General features: G+C 64.6%; 14 protein-coding genes. 8 read left to right on the top strand and 6 right to left on the bottom strand.

The window, feature by feature from the left end; translation table 11 throughout:
• Positions 1–14: 14 nt before the first annotated feature.
• The 6 genes from gyrA to dnaA all read right to left on the bottom strand — a co-directional run bounded on the left by gyrA (position 15) and on the right by dnaA (position 9,715).
• Entirely contained in the window at positions 15–2,528 is a 2,514-nt protein-coding gene (gyrA, locus tag ACK5M9_RS03340) for a DNA gyrase subunit A (RefSeq protein ID WP_416891783.1), read from the bottom strand.
• A gap of 35 nt (positions 2,529–2,563) precedes the next feature.
• The gene (gene gyrB / locus ACK5M9_RS03335; RefSeq protein WP_416891782.1) at positions 2,564–4,597 is read right to left on the bottom strand and encodes a DNA topoisomerase (ATP-hydrolyzing) subunit B; all 2,034 of its coding nucleotides are present in this window, start codon (positions 4,595–4,597) and stop codon (positions 2,564–2,566) included.
• 251 nt (positions 4,598–4,848) lie between these two features.
• Positions 4,849–5,388 carry a DUF721 family protein gene (locus ACK5M9_RS03330; protein WP_416891781.1) on the bottom strand — a complete coding sequence of 180 codons (540 nt, stop codon included), beginning with the start codon at positions 5,386–5,388 and terminating at the stop codon, positions 4,849–4,851.
• Positions 5,385–6,542 (bottom strand): DNA replication/repair protein RecF, encoded by a 1,158-nt coding sequence (recF, locus tag ACK5M9_RS03325; protein ID WP_416891780.1) that lies wholly within the window; start codon positions 6,540–6,542, stop codon positions 5,385–5,387. Before recF ends, ACK5M9_RS03330 begins: the two co-directional genes overlap by 4 nt.
• Before the next feature lie 12 nt (positions 6,543–6,554).
• Complete coding sequence (dnaN, locus tag ACK5M9_RS03320; RefSeq protein WP_416891779.1) at positions 6,555–7,751, bottom strand: DNA polymerase III subunit beta; 1,197 nt, start codon at positions 7,749–7,751, stop codon at positions 6,555–6,557.
• Positions 7,752–8,230: 479 nt separating this feature from the next.
• On the bottom strand, positions 8,231–9,715 hold the full coding sequence (dnaA, locus tag ACK5M9_RS03315) for a chromosomal replication initiator protein DnaA (protein ID WP_416891778.1): 1,485 nt from the start codon (positions 9,713–9,715) through the stop codon (positions 8,231–8,233).
• A 583-nt stretch (positions 9,716–10,298) separates the two neighbouring features.
• On the opposite strand from dnaA, the gene rpmH reads away from it, so the two are divergent.
• The 8 genes from rpmH (at position 10,299) to ACK5M9_RS03275 (ending at position 16,296) form a co-directional block, all read left to right on the top strand.
• Complete coding sequence (gene rpmH, locus ACK5M9_RS03310) at positions 10,299–10,442, top strand: 50S ribosomal protein L34 (RefSeq protein ID WP_077100535.1); 144 nt, start codon at positions 10,299–10,301, stop codon at positions 10,440–10,442.
• A gap of 22 nt (positions 10,443–10,464) precedes the next feature.
• Positions 10,465–10,824, top strand: a complete 360-nt coding sequence (gene rnpA, locus ACK5M9_RS03305) for a ribonuclease P protein component (protein ID WP_416891777.1) — start codon at positions 10,465–10,467, stop codon at positions 10,822–10,824.
• Entirely contained in the window at positions 10,821–11,183 is a 363-nt protein-coding gene (gene yidD / locus ACK5M9_RS03300) for a membrane protein insertion efficiency factor YidD (RefSeq protein ID WP_416891776.1), read from the top strand. Before rnpA ends, yidD begins: the two co-directional genes overlap by 4 nt.
• Positions 11,167–12,315: a membrane protein insertase YidC gene (gene yidC, locus ACK5M9_RS03295; RefSeq protein ID WP_416891775.1), complete on the top strand. Its 1,149-nt coding sequence runs from the start codon at positions 11,167–11,169 to the stop codon at positions 12,313–12,315. The genes yidD and yidC overlap by 17 nt, the downstream gene beginning before the upstream one ends.
• 198 nt (positions 12,316–12,513) lie before the next feature.
• The gene (locus tag ACK5M9_RS03290; RefSeq protein ID WP_416891809.1) at positions 12,514–13,164 is read left to right on the top strand and encodes a protein jag; all 651 of its coding nucleotides are present in this window, start codon (positions 12,514–12,516) and stop codon (positions 13,162–13,164) included.
• Between the two features lie 347 nt (positions 13,165–13,511).
• Positions 13,512–14,150: a 16S rRNA (guanine(527)-N(7))-methyltransferase RsmG gene (gene rsmG, locus ACK5M9_RS03285; RefSeq protein ID WP_416891808.1), complete on the top strand. Its 639-nt coding sequence runs from the start codon at positions 13,512–13,514 to the stop codon at positions 14,148–14,150.
• Positions 14,147–15,307 carry a ParA family protein gene (locus tag ACK5M9_RS03280; protein WP_416891774.1) on the top strand — a complete coding sequence of 387 codons (1,161 nt, stop codon included), beginning with the start codon at positions 14,147–14,149 and terminating at the stop codon, positions 15,305–15,307. The genes rsmG and ACK5M9_RS03280 overlap by 4 nt, the downstream gene beginning before the upstream one ends.
• Positions 15,304–16,296, top strand: coding sequence for a ParB/RepB/Spo0J family partition protein (locus tag ACK5M9_RS03275; protein WP_416891773.1), 993 nt, complete (start codon positions 15,304–15,306; stop codon positions 16,294–16,296). Before ACK5M9_RS03280 ends, ACK5M9_RS03275 begins: the two co-directional genes overlap by 4 nt.
• Positions 16,297–16,436 lie beyond the last annotated feature (140 nt).

The following is a 16,436-nucleotide window of genomic DNA, read 5'->3' as shown; positions in this document are numbered from 1 at the left end:
CGGGACGGCCCCGTTCAGCCACCGGAATCCACGTCGGATTCGGCGTCGCAGTCCTCGGCGTTCTCTTCGGCATTGCGGGCGATCGCCAACAGCGTGGCCCCCTCGCCGAGGTTCATCAACCGAACGCCCTTGGTCTGCCGTCCTGCCTTGCGGACCTGGCGGGCGGCAGTACGAATGACACCGCCGCCCGAGGTGATCGCGTACAGCTCGCTGTCGATGTCGACGATCAGCGCCCCGACCAACCGGCCGCGGCGCCGGTCGTACATGACGGTCAGCACACCCTTGCCGCCGCGGCCCTGGACCGGGTACTCCTCGATCGACGTGCGCTTGGCGTATCCCCCGGACGTCGCGACCAGCAGGAAAGTCTCTTCCTGCACGACGTTCAGCGATAGCAACCGGTCATCGGCGTTGAAGCGCATCCCCTGCACGCCGGAGGTGGCCCGGCCCATCGGGCGCAGCGCCTCGTCGGTCGCCGAGAACCTGATGGACTGCCCGTTGGCCGACACCAGCAGCAGGTCGTCGTCCGCCGAGCACAACACCGCGCCTACCAGTTCGTCCTCGCCGCGCAGGTTGATCGCGACGATTCCGCCTGAGCGGTTCGAGTCGAAGTCGGTCAAACACGATTTCTTCACCAGCCCGTTCTGCGTGGCCAGCACCAGATACGGCGCGTCCTCGTAGCCCTTGATCTGGATGACCTGGGCGATGCGCTCCTCGGGCTGGAAGGCCAGCAGGTTGGCGACGTGCTGGCCGCGTGCCGTGCGTGACGCCTCCGGCAGCTCGTAGGCCTTGGTCCGGTAGACCCTGCCCTGGGTTGTGAAGAACAGGATCCAGTCATGGGTCGAGCAGACGAAGAAGTGCCGCACGATGTCGTCCTGCTTGAGCCCGGCGCCCTGGACCCCCTTGCCGCCGCGTTTCTGGCTGCGGTACAGCTCGGTTTTGGTGCGCTTGGCGTAGCCGGTCTCGGTGATCGTGACGACGACATCCTCGCGGGCGATCAGGTCCTCGTCGCTGACGTCGCCGTCGGCGGCGATGATCCGGGTCCGGCGGTCGTCGCCGTGCTTGCCGACAATCTCGCCGAGTTCGTCGTGCACGATTTCGCGTTGCCGTTCGGGTTTGGCGAGAATGTCTTCCAGGTCGGCGATTTCGGCTTCGATCTTGGCCAGGTCGTCGATGATCCGCTGGCGCTCCAGCGCAGCGAGCCGGCGCAGTTGCATGTCCAGGATGGCCTGGGCCTGGATCTCGTCGATGTCCAGCAGTTCGATCAGACCCGCGCGAGCAATGTCCACCGTTTCCGACGCTCGGATCAGCGCGATGACTTCATCGAGTGCGTCCAGTGCCTTGACCAGACCGCGCAGGATGTGGGCACGTTCGTTGGCTTTTCGCAGCCGGTAGGTGGTGCGCCTGACGATCACGTCCAGCTGGTGTGCGACGTAGTGGCGGATCATCTGATCCAGGCGCAATGTCCGCGGCACGCCGTCGACGATCGACAACATGTTTGCCCCGAAACTGGTCTGCAACTGAGTGTGCTTGTAGAGGTTGTTCAGCACCACCTTGGCCACCGCGTCGCGCTTGATCTCCACGACGATGCGCAGTCCGACCCGGTCGCTGGACTGGTCCTCGATGTTGGAGATCCCCGCCAGCTTCCCGTCGCGAACCTGCTCGGCGATCGAGGTGATGAAGTTGTCGTGGTTGACCTGGTAGGGCAGCTCGGTGATCACCAGCGACGTCCGGCCGCGTGAATCTTCTTCCACCTCAACAACACCGCGCATCCGGATGGAACCGCGGCCGGTCCGGTAGGCGTCGGCGATGCCCTGCGAGCCGACGATCAGCCCCGAGGTGGGAAAGTCCGGGCCCTTCACCCTCTCCATGACCGCGTCCAGCGTCGCCTCTTCGTCAGCCTCGTGATTGTCCAGACACCAGAAGACGGCCTCTGCGAGCTCCCGCAGATTGTGCGGCGGGATGTTGGTGGCCATGCCGACGGCGATTCCCCCGGAGCCGTTGGCCAGCAGATTGGGGAAACGACTGGGCAGAACGGTCGGTTCCTGTACTCGGCCGTCGTAGTTGGGCGTGAAATCGACTGTTTCTTCGTCGATTTCGCGCAGCATTTCCATGGCCAGCGGAGTCAGGCGCGCCTCGGTGTACCTCATGGCTGCCGGCGGATCGTTGCCGGGGGAGCCGAAGTTGCCCTGCCCGTCTACCAGCGGATACCGCAGTGACCACGGTTGGGCCATGCGCACCAGCGTGTCGTAGATCGAGGCATCACCGTGCGGGTGGTAGTTGCCCATGGTCTCGGCCACCGAGCGCGCCGATTTGGCGTGGCTGCGATCCGGCCGGAAGCCGGAGTCGTACATCGCGTAGAGCACGCGCCGGTGTACCGGCTTCAGCCCGTCGCGCACTTCTGGCAGGGCGCGGCCCACGATCACGCTCATCGCATAGTCGATGTAGCTGCGCTGCATCTCGTGCTGGATGTCGACGGGTTCTATCCGGTCGCTCGCTGCGCCGCCGGGCGGCAGCGTCGTGTCTGTCATATGGCCCTCGTTCGTTCAGTCACCGCGGGATTCGGCTACACGTCCAGGAATCTGACGTCTTTGGCGTTGCGAGTGATGAAGCTGCGGCGCGCTTCGACGTCCTCACCCATCAGGATGGAGAACAATTCATCGGCCGAGGCAGCGTCGTCCAGGGTCACCTGGCGCAACACCCGCACCGTGGGGTCCATCGTCGTCTCCCACAATTCCTTGGCGTCCATTTCCCCCAGCCCCTTGTAACGCTGGATGCCGTCCTCTTTGTTGATCTTCTTGCCGGCCTCGAGGCCGGTGTCCAACAAGCCGTCGCGCTCGCGGTCGGAATAGGCGAACTCGGGATCGCTGCGCTGCCACTTGAGCTTGTACAGCGGCGGCTGGGCCAGGAACACGTGCCCGTTTTCGATCAGCGGACGCATGAAGCGGAACAGCAGGGTGAGTAGCAGCGTCGAAATATGTTGTCCGTCAACATCGGCATCGGCCATCAGGACGATTTTGTGATACCGCAGCCTGGCCAGGTCGAACTCATCGTGGATACCGGTCCCGAGCGCGGTAATGATTGCCTGCACTTCGGTGTTCTTCAATACGCGGTCGATACGAGCCTTTTCCACATTGATGATCTTGCCGCGTAGCGGAAGGATCGCCTGGAACATCGAATCGCGGCCACTCTTGGCTGAGCCGCCGGCCGAGTCACCTTCCACCACATACAGTTCGGACTTACTCGGATCGGTTGAGCGGCAGTCCGCGAGCTTTCCGGGGAGGCCGCCGAGGTCGGTTGCGCTCTTGCGCCGCACCAGTTCGCGGGCCTTGCGCGCGGCGATACGCGCTTGTGCCGAGGAAACTGCTTTGCTGACAACGGTTTTGGCTTCCGCAGGGTTGGCCTCGAACCAATGGCCGAGCTGCTCGTTGCAGACTTTCTGCACAAACGACTTTACTTCTGTGTTGCCCAGTTTGGTCTTGGTCTGGCCCTCGAACTGCGGTTCGGACACCTTCACCGAAATGACCGCCGCCAGGCCCTCCCGGATATCGTCTCCGGTGAGGTTGGGGTCCTTGTCCTTGAGTAGCTTCTTTTCCTTGGCGTACTTGTTGACCACCGACGTCAGCGCGCTGCGGAAACCCTCTTCGTGGGTGCCGCCCTCATGGGTGTTGATGGTGTTGGCGAAGGTGTGCACCGACTCCGAATATCCACTGTTCCACTGCATCGCGATCTCGACTTCGTGGCCCGTGCCCTTGCCGTCGAAGTCGATGATGCTCTGCTGAATCGCAGTCTTGGTGCGATTGATGTGCTTGACGAAATCCACCAGACCGCCCGGGTAGTGAAAGGTACGGTGCTTGAGTCTGTGCGGTGTGGCGGATTCGGCGACCTGCTGTTGGGCGGACTTGGGCGCCGCGGCGGTGTCGCTGACGACGTCCTCGACACCGTCGTCCTGGGAGACCCGCTGATCGGTGAGGTTGATGGTCAACCCCTTGTTGAGGAATGCCATCTCCTGCAGACGACGTGCCACGGTGTCGAAGTCGTACTTGGTGGTCTCGAAGATGTCCGGGTCGGCCCAGAACCGGATGGTGGTACCGGTCTTTTTGGCGGCGTCGCCCTTGGTCAGTGTGCCGGGCTGCGCATGGTCGTAGTGCTGCGACCACCGGTAGCCGTCGCGTTCGATATCGACTTCAAGGCGTGTCGACAGCGCATTGACCACCGAAACGCCGACGCCGTGCAATCCGCCGCTGACGTTGTAGCCGCTGTTCTCACCGCCGAATTTGCCGCCGGCGTGCAGTTGGGTCATGACGACGTCGACCGTTGGCGCACCGGTTGCATGCATCGCGACCGGGATTCCGCGGCCGTTGTCCGAGACCTCGACGCTGCCGTCATCGCGCAGGCACACATCGACCTGGCTGGCATACCCGGCCATAGCCTCGTCCACGGAGTTGTCGACGACCTCCCACACCAAGTGGTGCAGACCCCGTTCACCGGTGGAGCCGATGTACATGCCCGGACGTTTGCGGACGGCCTCGAGACCTTCGAGCACGGTGATCGCCGAGGCACCGTATTCGTCTTGCACCTTCTTCTTCTGGGCAGCCACGGTCGGAATGCTCTCCTTGGGGTTGAATGCGGGACCACTGCGGTGCGATCACCGAGGCGTTGGTAGCCACCCACTCTACCGCGACGCGCGGTCACCACCGATTCTCTGAGCGCGTTTCCGCCCATCTGGTTGCGCCGTGGATTCGATTTCTCCGCTATCGGTGCCTTTCTACGTCAGAAATTGGCGCCAGCGGGGCCGTGGCGGCTCTCAGGCGGCGGCGCGGGAAGTCCGGGGCGGGCTGTCGGGGCCGGCTAACCGTAGGTGTCCCGGGGGCCCCTACCGGCGACGTGGCGCGGGCCCTTTCGCCAGGACGGCGCCGCCGGCCCGGTGATTTTCAGCGCTGTCACCACACCATTGCCGACCGTCGCTGCGATCTTGGCCAGCAGCTGGGCCTGCACCAGGCGCAACTGGGTGGCCCACGCCGTTGACTCCGCAGCGATATTCAGGACACCATCGCGGAGTCCGGTCGGCCTCGCATGGTCGGCTATGTCGTCGCCCACCACCGATGACCAGGATCCGAAAACCGTTCCCTCGGCCACCCGCGGCGTCCAGCCGCGTTGCTTGGCCAGCAAACGCGCCACGCTTCCCAACGACTGCGGATCGCGTCCGTCGGGCCCCGGTCCCGACCAGCTACGCCGGGAACGGGTACTCCTGCCGCGCGAAGACATCGGGGCCGCCCGCCCCCGCCCCGTGTCCTGTCCCCGCGACCGGGCCGCGGCGCGGGCCTCCTCCAGGGTCCGCCGCACCAAGTCCATGCCGCGCCGCTGCGCGTCGTCATCGATTCCGGTCACGATTTCACCTCCGATACCGGGCCGTCGGGCCCGTCCCGCAACTCCACACGCACCTGTCGGGCCTTCCAGTCCGGGGGGATGTCGTCGACCACCGCAGCGGTGATCAGTACCTGTTCAGCCGATTCCGCCACCGTCGCCAACGCGCGGCGCCTCTTGGTGTCCAGTTCAGCGAAAACGTCGTCGAGCAACAACACCGGATCCGAATCGCCGGCGCGCAGCAGCTCGTACGCCGCCAGTCGCAACGCAACCGCGAACGACCAGGATTCTCCGTGGCTCGCGAATCCTCGGGCGGGATGGGCGCCCAACCGCAATTCCAAATCGTCGCGATGCGGCCCCACCAGGCAGACACCGCGTTCCAGCTCCGCCGTCCGGCGCTCCGCGAGCGCAGTCAAGAGCGACTCTTCCAGTGCTTCGGAGTCTACGCACTCCACTGGCCCCGGTCGCCACGAATCAACACTGGTCCGATAACCGATTGTCGCGAAACGGGATTCGGGCGCCAGCAACCGGTAGGCCCGTTCCAGCTCGGGCGCCAGCCGAGTCACCAGATCCATCCTCGCGGCCATCAATTGCGCCCCGTACCCCGCCAGTCTGCTGTCCCACACATCCAGAGTGTCCAGGGCTCCGTTGTCACGACGAAACCGACTCCCCGCCAATGACTTCAACAAGGCAGTGCGCTGCCGTAGAACCTTGTCGTAGTCGGCCCGCACCCCGACTATCGCCGGTCTCAGAAGAGTCGCCAGGTCGTCGAGGTAGCGTCTGCGTTCGGCGGGGTCGCCGCGAACCAGGACGAGATCCTCCGGAGCGAACAACACCGCACGCAATACGCCGACGACTTCGCGGGTACTACGGACCGGCGATTTGTTCAGCCGCGCCCTGTTGGCCCGACCCGCAACGATTTCAAGGTCGACGGCACACTCCCTGCCATCGTTGACCACGATTGTCGATACCACCGCACTCTGAGCTCCGGAACGAATCAACGGGGCGTCGGTACCAACCCGGTGCGAGCCCAGCGTCGTCGAATACCACAATGCCTCAACCAAATTCGTTTTACCGAAACCGTTCCTGCCGACGAACACCGTTCGTCCGGGCTCCAACTCCAGCTCGGCGCGTTCCCACGAGCGGAAATCGTGCAGACCCAAATGGCGGACGTACACCCGGCCCCCTGGTCAGCCCGGCAACCGCACCGGCATCAGCAAGTACACGTAGTCGGTCGGAACGGTAGGGAAAGGGCCGCTGCCACTGGGCAGCGGATCGTCGGCGGATGCGGGACGCAACAAAGCCGGCTTACCCGGTGTGGTGAAACCGAACGACACCCGGTCGGAGTGCACCGCGCTCAAGCCTTCGACAAGGTAGGTCGGGTTGAACGCGATCGTCAACGGCTCACCCCCGTAGTCGACGGCCAGATCCTCCTCGGCACGCCCGACGTCGTCGGCTCCCGCGGACAATCGCAGGCTGCCCTCGCTGAACTCCATGCGCACCTGTGCACCCCGGTCGGCCACCAGCGCGATCAGCTTGATGGCTTCGATCAATTCGGCCACATCGACGTTGGCCACACCGGTGTGTTCGGCCGGCAGCAACTGCCGGAACTTGGGGAACTCCGCGTCCAGTAGCCGCGTAGTGCTGCGTTTGCCGTCACCGCTGATGCCCAGCAAGCCATCCTGTCCGATAGTTTGTCCAGTGCCCAGCGCCAGGCTGACTTCAGAACCCCCGGCCCCGGTCTTTGCCGCGTCAGCGAGTGTTCTGGCAGGTACCAGCACCGACACCTCGGTGTCCGGGGACGACACCGACCATGTCAATTCACGGACCGCCAGCCTGAAACGGTCCGTAGCGGCCAGCACAACCTTCTCCCCGGCGATCTCGACTCGGATTCCAGTCAGCATGGCCAGGGTGTCGTCTCGTCCTGCCGCCACGGCCACCTGTCCGATCGCCTCGGCAAACAACTCGGCCGGCAACACTCCGGTCACGTCCGGCAAAGTCGGCAACACCGGGTAGTCCTCGACCGCCATCGTCGGCAACGAAAATCTGGCGCTGCCACAGCTCAGGGCAACCCGGTTGCCGTCGGTGTAGACATCAACCGGCTTGTTAGGCAGTGCCCGAGTGATATCGGACAACAACTTTCCGGATACTAAAACGCTTCCAACAGAATCGATTTCAGCTGGCACCTGGACTTCACAAGAGACTTCGTAATCGAAACCGGAGACTGTCAGGCCGTTGTCGGATGCCGTCAGCAATACCCCCGAGAGGACCGGCATGGTGTGACGTGCCGGCAGATTCTTCGCAACCCAGGACACAGCCTCGGCGAACGGCTCTCGAACCACACGAAAACTCAAGTCAGTGACAGTCCGTGTTGTCGCCGCGTCCATGGAGTCCCTTCGCCGGTAGGTCGAGTGCGCGGCCAGTTCCCACCTAGGGTGGGGACTCGTCGCAGCAGCGGCCGCAGAACCACCGTAGAGCCTCGCGGGCCAAGTTGAAAGCTCGAAATCCTGGCTGACAAAACGCCGCGGTGCTCCGGAGAACGGCCATGAGGACGGACTGTTCCCAAGAGGCGTTTTCGAAGGAGAACCTGGAAGAAGATCTCAATAACAGTATTAGGTGGTGTGCAAACTGGGGATTGCGGCATGTCGACGGCGCTGAGAGCCTCGGACAGGTGTGGATTACCGGCTCCATGGTTGTGGGGCAGATGGGGAGGGTGTGGGGATGAAGAGTGGATGAACACGGTTGGGGCCGTTATCCACGGCGGTAGTCGTGGGTTGTGCACAACGTTGACCACAGACGTCCGGCGTTGCGGGTGTTACGGATGATAGAGAAGTTTTTTGCGAACTGGCCGGTGAGAGTGGCTGATTCAGCGCTTGGAGCGTTGCCGGATCCGGGTGGTGAGCTCTTTGACGTTGTCGAATATTTCTTGTCGCTGAGCCATTTCACGGCGGATCTTCTTCTCTGCGTACATGACGGTGGTGTGATCGCGGCCGAACGCCTGACCGATCTTGGGCAGGGACAGATCGGTCAGCTCGCGACAGAGGTACATGGCGATTTGGCGGGATTGCGCCAGCGGTCTGGCCTTGCCCGGGCCACGCAGGTCCTCCACGGTTGTGCCGAAATACTCGGCCGTGGCGGCCATGATGGTCGCGGCGCTGATCTGCGTGCCGTTGGAATCGGCGACTAGGTCGCGCAGGACGATCTCGGCCAGTGGCATCCCGATATCCGTCTTGTTCAGGGAAGCGAACGCGGTGACGCGGATGAGGGCTCCCTCGAGTTCGCGGATGTTGCGTTCGATGCTGCTGGCAATGAGCTCAAGTACGTCGTCGGGCACCGCCAGGCGGTCCACCTGGGCCTTCTTACGAAGGATTGCGATCCGGGTTTCCAGATCCGGTGGCTGGACGTCAGTGATCAACCCCCACTCGAACCGGGTCCGGAGCCGGTCTTCGAGAGTGGCGAGTTGTTTGGGTGGGCGGTCAGAGGAGATGACGATCTGCTTGTTGGTGTTGTGCAGGGTGTTGAAGGTGTGGAAGAACTCTTCCTGGATGCCGTCTTTTCCTTCGATGAACTGAATGTCGTCCACCAGCAGGACGTCGACGTCACGGTAGCTGCGTTTGAACGAGACCTTGCGGTCGTCGCGCAGGGAGTTGATGAAGTCGTTGGTGAATTCTTCGGTGGAAACGTACTTGACACGCATCCCGGGGAACAGGCGCCGGGAGTAGTTGCCGGCGGCGTGCAGCAGGTGGGTCTTACCCAGGCCGGACTCGCCCCAGATGAACAGTGGATTGTATGCCCGGGCGGGAGATTCCGAAACGGCCAGCGTGGCGGCGTGGGCGAAGCGATTGGAGGAGCCGATGACGAAGGTGTCGAAGGTGTAGCGCCGGTTGAGGCTGGCTTCGGGGCTGTGGGGGCTGTCGGGGGTGTCCGCGTCGGTGTGGCGGTCGGTCAAGGATGGAGGCCATTCCCGTGACGCGTCGTGCGAGATCGTGGAAGTATTGGAGACGGTGTCGCCAGCTGGGCCGGGAGCGTCGGGGTCGGCGGCGGAATCCTCCGAGTCGGGTTCGCCCCCGACGCGGACGCCGAGTTGTACCTGCTGGCCGAGTAGGCGACTGAGAACGTCGGATATGGGAGTTCGCAGATGACGCTCGATTTCGTTCTTGACGAAGGTGCTGGGCACTGACAGCAGGGCAAAGCCCTCGACGAGGGCCAGGGGTTGAACCAGATTGAGCCAGGCCTTCTGCTGACGGGTCAGTGGGAGACCCGGGCTGGAGTCGTGGTCGGAATCGCCGTTGAGTTCGGAGACGACGGAGTTCCACACCGTGGCGAATCCAGAGCCGGTGGGATCGGTCAAGAGCTGATCCCCTTGTCCGACATCGATAGCACCGCCGGGCCGCACAGCAAAGTGTTTTTCCACATGGTTATCCACAAATGTGGATAGTGACGGTCGGTGACACCTCCGCGGCCGACTGGCAACGGCTGGGATTTCCTACGCCGGACACAACCCCGTTGTTGTCGGCAATCTAATGGACCGGCCACCCTGATATCACAGTCGCAAGCTTTGCGGGCCCACTGCGTTGTGGACCCCCGGGAAGAAAAGCGTCGGCTTGAAGCTAACAGCTTTCCGGCTGGCTGCCAACAGTTTTCCAAGATTTTCTGCGGTGTCCTTCTGCGTGGTTCCCGTCGACTGGTGTGGTGCGGGCAGGCCGGGGCCGGTGTCGGGGCAGACTCGGGAAACTCCGACGCGGCTAGTGGGGTTTGACCAGGGCAAGCCACGTCAGTACCCTCAAGCAGTCGCCCGAAAGTCGGCGATGCGGCTGCGACCTGGATCCTGGAGACCGGGGACCGCGCCGGCCAGCGAGCGGGAACACCACCGACCGGCGATTGTCCAGTCCCGGTGGGCACGTGATCACGCGCAACGCAGCGAGGAGAACGCCGTGGCCAAGGGCAAGCGGACCTTTCAGCCGAACAACCGGCGGCGAGCCCGAGTTCATGGTTTCCGGTTGCGGATGCGTACCCGTGCGGGACGGTCCATAGTGTCCAGCCGGCGTCGCAAGGGTCGCCGCGCTCTGACTGCCTGATTGCCGGGCCTGGTCTGCAGTCGTGCTTTCCGCACGCAACCGCATGAGGCGGTCCAGTGAGTTCGAGTTGACGGTCAAGCGCGGGATCCGCGCGGTACAGCCCGATCTGATTGTGCATGTGCACCGCGGCGGCGATCGCGATGCGCCGGGCCCCAGGGTGGGCCTGATCGTTACCAAGCGGGTTGGCTCGGCGGTGGACCGCCATCGGGTTGCCCGACGGCTGCGCCACGTTGTGCGGCCGATGATTTCCGACATGGACCCGCGCGATCGGGTCGTGATCCGCGCGCTGGCGAACAGTGGCCGGGTGTCCTCGCCGCGGTTCGAACAACAGTTGCGTGCCGGGCTCCTGCGAGCCGCGCAACCGCCGGGTGCGGGCCGATGAGCGTTTCGTTGCCGAGCCGAAGGGTTTCTGCCCGGCCGCTGAGGAAAGTGGGCACGGCGGCCACGCGGGCTGTGATCTACCTGATTGGGCTCTACCGGCACATGGTGTCGCCGTTGCGGCCGGCCTCGTGCCGGTTTGTTCCGACCTGCAGTCAGTACGCCGTCGAGGCCCTGACCGAGTACGGGATGCTTCGGGGAGGGTGGCTGGCGGTGCTGCGACTGGGTAGGTGCGGTCCGTGGAATCGGGGAGGGTGGGACCCGATCCCGGAGCGCGGTGAGTGCGGCAAGGACACCGGCGCAGCGGACGAAGATCGCACGAATTGTGTTGCTACGCAAGGAGAAAGTGAAGCCGTTGTTTGATTTTTTCAGCCTGGACTTCGTCTATTATCCGGTGTCGGCGATCATGTGGGTCTGGTACAAGGCGTTTTCGTTCCTACTCGGACCGGAGAACTTCTTCGCCTGGGCACTGGCGGTGATGTTCCTGGTCTTCACCCTGCGCGCACTGCTGTACAAGCCGTTCGTCAAGCAGATCCGGACTACTCGACAGATGCAGGAGTTGCAGCCCCAGATCAAGGCGCTGCAGAAGAAGTACGGCAAAGACCGGCAACGCATGGCGTTGGAGATGCAGAAGCTCCAGCGCGAGCACGGGTTCAACCCGATCCTGGGCTGCCTGCCGATGCTGGCGCAGATCCCGGTATTCCTGGGGCTGTACCACGTGCTGATGTCGTTCAACCGCACTCAGTCCGGCATTGGCCGGATGGGCCTGTCGGTCGAGCAGAACCGGAGCCTGGGGAACTACGTGTTCAGCGCCACCGACGTCGGGCATTTTCTGGACGCCAACCTGTTCGGCGCTCCTATCGGCGCGGCGATCAGACAGACCACCGGATTGGACGCGTTCAGCTATTTCGACCGGGGTGCGCTCATCGCGGTGAGCTTGCCGGTGATGATTCTGGCGGGGGCGGCCACCTACTTCAACAGCCGGGCATCGGTGGCCCGGCAGAGCCCGGAGGCGGCCGCGAATCCTCAGACGGCGATGATGAATAAGCTTGCGCTGTACGTCTTTCCGCTCGGGGTGCTGGTCGGCCCGATCTTCTTTCCGATGCCGTTGGCGATCATCTTGTACTGGTTCTCGAACAACATCTGGACGTTCGCCCAGCAGCATTTCGTGTTCGGGATGATCGAAAAAGAGGAAGAAGCCAAGAAGCAGGAAGCGCTCGACCGCAGAGCGGCCAATGCTCCGGCGCCGGGAGCCAAACCGAAGCGTGGACCGAAATCCGCATCGGCGCGGGGGGAGAGACCAGCCGCTGACGGCGGATCCGGAGGCGGCGCAGAGGGTTCGGCGGGTGCGGTGGTGGACATCGAGGACGGCGCGGCAGACAACCCCGTGAAGGCGTCCCAGAAGCAGTCCGGCAAGCCGAATCCCAAAGGCCGTAGCGCCGGCCCGGGCCGGACGCCGCGGCCGGGTGCGCGACCGAAGAAACGCAAACGTTAGGGCTCCGGAGTCGCGCGGCCTCGGGCGCGGCGGACTTCGGAACCCGTCCGGCAAGACACCGCGGCCGGAAAATCGCGGTGATGAACCTGTGGAGGAGAGGGACTGATGACAGACGCTGATGTCAGGGACGCGGGCGCCGACGAACGGGTCGACCCCCGGCTCCCAACCCAGAGCCCCAGCAGCGGGTCCGGGACCGATGTGGAATCCGGTGGCGCGGCGGCGCTTGCAGCCGCAGGGGATGCCGAGGTCGAGGCAGCCGGCGACGCGCAAGCCGACGACCCGCAAGCCGACGACCCGCAAGCCGACGACCCGCAAGCCGACGACCCGCAAGCCGGCGACCCGCAGGCCGGCGACCCGCAAGCCGGCGACCCGCAGGCCGACGAGGAGGAAGAGCGCTTGGTCGCCGAGGGGGAAATCGCCGGCGACTATTTGGAAGAGTTACTGGACCTACTGGACTTCGACGGCGACATCGACCTGGATGTCGAGGGCAACCGGGCGGTGGTGAGCATCGACGGAAGCGACGACCTCAATAAGTTGGTGGGCCGCGAGGGGGAGGTTCTCGATGCACTGCAGGAACTCACTCGGCTGGCTGTGCATCAGCGGACCGGCGCCCGCAGCCGATTGATGCTCGACGTCGCGAGTTGGCGGCGGCGTCGCCGGGAAGAGCTAGCGGCGCTGGGTGACAAGGTGGCGCGCCGGGTCGCCGACACCGGTGACCGCGAAGTGTTGGACCCGATGACCCCGTTCGAACGCAAGATCGTTCACGACGCGGTCGCCGCGGTCGAGGGAGTCCGCAGTGAGAGCGAGGGCGTGGAGCCCGCGCGGCGGATCGTTGTGCTGCGTGATTGACTCGTAATCCGGCGTAATCCGGATCGTTACCGGGTTCGAGGCGAACACGGTAGAGCGGAGGATTGTTTCACGTGAAACATGGCAATCCGCGCCGACGGCCGGAGCGCGATCGACCGACAGCGGCCCCGGCCCGGGTGTCATCCGTGTCATCCGCGCCGTCCCCGGCGTCCGTGCCTCCCACGGCATCCGGACCATCGGTGCCATCCGCGCCATCGGTGCCATCCGCGCCATCCCGGCCACGCCCGGCATCCGCATCGTCCCAGCCACCCAAACCATCCCCGCCACCCAAACCATCCCCGCTACCCAAACCATCCCCGCCACCCGAAGCACCCGCGTCGGCGGAAACGATCTTCGGCCCGCGGCTGGATGTGGCCCAGCGCTATGCCGAGATGTTGTCCGGCGCCGGGGTGCAGCGGGGGTTGCTGGGCCCACGTGAAGTTGACCGGATATGGGATCGGCACCTATTGAACTCTGCAGTGGTCGCGGAGCTCCTGACCGAAGGGGCCCGCGTGGTCGATATCGGCTCCGGTGCAGGCCTCCCGGGGCTGCCGCTGGCGATCGCGCGCCCCGACCTAGACATGACATTGCTGGAGCCGATGCTGCGACGCAGCCAGTTTCTACGGGAAGTCGTGGACGAACTCGGTCTGCCGGTCGAAGTCGTACGCGCGCGCGCGGAAGAACCTGCGGCAGAGCGGGCGTGCGGAAACAGCGATGTCGCGGTGTCACGAGCCATCGCCGCATTGGACAAGTTGACGAACTGGAGCATGCCGTTGCTGAGGGAAGGCGGGATCATGGTGGCCATCAAGGGTGAGCGCGCCCCCTCGGAGGTCCGTGAACACCGGCGGGCGATGGCAGCCGCCAACGCTGTCGACGTCCACGTGGTGGTGTGCGCCGCGACGCTGTTGGACCAGCCGACGACCGTGGTGGTGGCTCGGCGGGGAAGTGTGCAGCGGAACCCGAAGGTGCGGAAAGGTGTGGGGGTATGAGAGTCGGGAGCATCGACGGCCGTGGCGAAGCCAGGACAGCACCGCCGGCCCCCGGCGCCGGCGTGTACGACCACCGCGCCGTTGCAGCGCGGTCGGACGCCGGCCGGGAGGTAGCCGGTACTACTGAGCCGCGGGCGGCGTCGGAGATCGCGCCGGCGGGTGTACCGGGTTACCGGGGGGCACCGGCATCCGGACGGCCCGCGGTGGCCAGGGTGGGGTCGATACCGCCGGAGGAGCGCAGTTCGAACGACGACGTTTCACGTGAAACATCGACCGAACTGGACACCCCGATCGGCGCCGCGGCCGAACGGGCGATGCGAGTTCTGCACACCAGCTACGAGCCCCTGCCGCGACCCCGGCGGCGGCGGGTTTTCACGATCGCCAACCAAAAAGGCGGGGTGGGAAAAACCACCACGGCCGTGAACCTGGCCGCTGCTCTCGCCGTCCAGGGACTCAAAACCCTCGTCATCGACCTGGATCCACAGGGAAACGCGAGTACCGCGTTGGGTATCACGGACCGGCAATCCGGTACGCCGTCGTCCTACGAGGTGCTGATCGGGGAAGCCTCGCTGGCGGGGGCGCTGCGACGCAGCCCGCACAACGATCTCCTATTCTGTCTCCCGGCGACGATCGACCTCGCGGGCGCGGAGATCGAATTGGTCAGCATGGTGGCGCGGGAAAACCGGCTGCGCAATGCGGTTGCCGAATTGGACAGCTTGGGTTTCGACTACGTCTTCATCGACTGCCCACCCTCGCTCGGGCTGCTCACCATCAACGCCCTTGTCGCTGCCCCGGAAGTCCTCATCCCGATTCAGTGCGAGTACTACGCGCTGGAGGGTGTATCCCAGCTGATGCGCAATATCGAGATGGTGAGGGCGCACCTGAATCCGCAACTCGAGGTGACCACCGTGATGCTCACGATGTACGACGGGCGGACGAAGTTGGCCGATCAGGTCGCCGAAGAGGTCCGCCGCTACTTCGGCGACAAGGTTCTGCGAACGGTGATCCCACGTAGCGTCAAGGTATCCGAAGCGCCGGGCTACAGCATGACGATCATCGATTACGATCCGGGATCACGCGGGGCGATGAGTTATCTTGACGCCAGCCGCGAACTCGCCGAACGCGACCAGCCATCCGCCGGGAAGGGACGACCATGACGCAGCCGTCACGCAGGAAGGGCGGCTTGGGCCGAGGTCTGGCTTCGCTGATTCCCACCGGTCCGGAAGAAGGGGATCCGCGCTCGGCCGGCTTGGGGCCGCGAATGGGTTCGGCGGCAGCCGATGTGGTGATCGGCGGACCAGCCCCGGATGCCGCCATGGGGGCGGTGTACCGGGAGGTTGCACCCTCGGACATCGAGCCGAACCCGCGGCAGCCGCGGCAGGTCTTCGACGACGAAGCACTGGCCGAACTGGTGCACTCGATCCGGGAGTTCGGCCTTTTGCAGCCGATCGTGGTGCGCGCGGCCCCGGCATCCCCGGGGCAGCAGAGAGGGGTGCGCTACCAGATCGTGATGGGGGAGCGGCGATGGCGGGCGGCCAAGGAGGCCGGCCTGGCGGCAATCCCCGCCATTGTCCGCGAAACCGGCGACGACAACCTGCTGCGCGATGCGCTTCTGGAGAACATCCATCGCGCGCAGCTGAACCCCTTGGAAGAGGCGGCGGCCTACCAGCAACTCCTCGACGAGTTCGGGGTCACCCATGACGAGTTGGCGGCCCGCATCGGGCGATCGAGACCGCTGATCACCAACATGATCCGCTTGCTCAAGCTGCCGATCCCGGTGCAGCGGCGCGTTGCCGCCGGGGTGCTCTCGGCAGGCCATGCCCGCGCCCTGCTGGCACTGGAAGCCGGACACGAAGCGCAGGAGGAACTGGCGAGTCGCATCGTCGCCGAAGGCATGTCGGTGCGAGCCACCGAGGAAGCGGTAACCCTGGCCAACCGAGGAGATGGCGCACGAACGCCGCCACCGCCCCGGCGCAAACCCATCCAGATGCCTGGGCTGCAGGATGTCGCCGAACGGCTGTCGAACATCTTCGACACCCGCGTCACGGTTGCGTTGGGCAAGCGCAAGGGCAAGATCGTCGTCGAGGTCGCCTCGGTGGACGATCTCCAGCGGATCATCGTCCTGATGGGCGCGAAGAACGCGTGAGACGGTGTGACCCGTCATACCGTGTAATTACGTCACTGTGACACTGGAGCCGCCCGGATGCGGTGAATACCGGATTCGGAAATCGCTATGGGGATGAAATTGGATGTCCCCCAGTAGTTTTCGAAGATCAACCGGAAAAT

The organism is Mycobacterium sp. (genome assembly GCF_047975165.1).
Lineage (GTDB): Bacteria > Actinomycetota > Actinomycetes > Mycobacteriales > Mycobacteriaceae > Mycobacterium.
The sequence above is the reverse complement of the archived record's forward strand: the minus strand, read 5'-3'. Positions and strand labels throughout refer to the sequence as shown.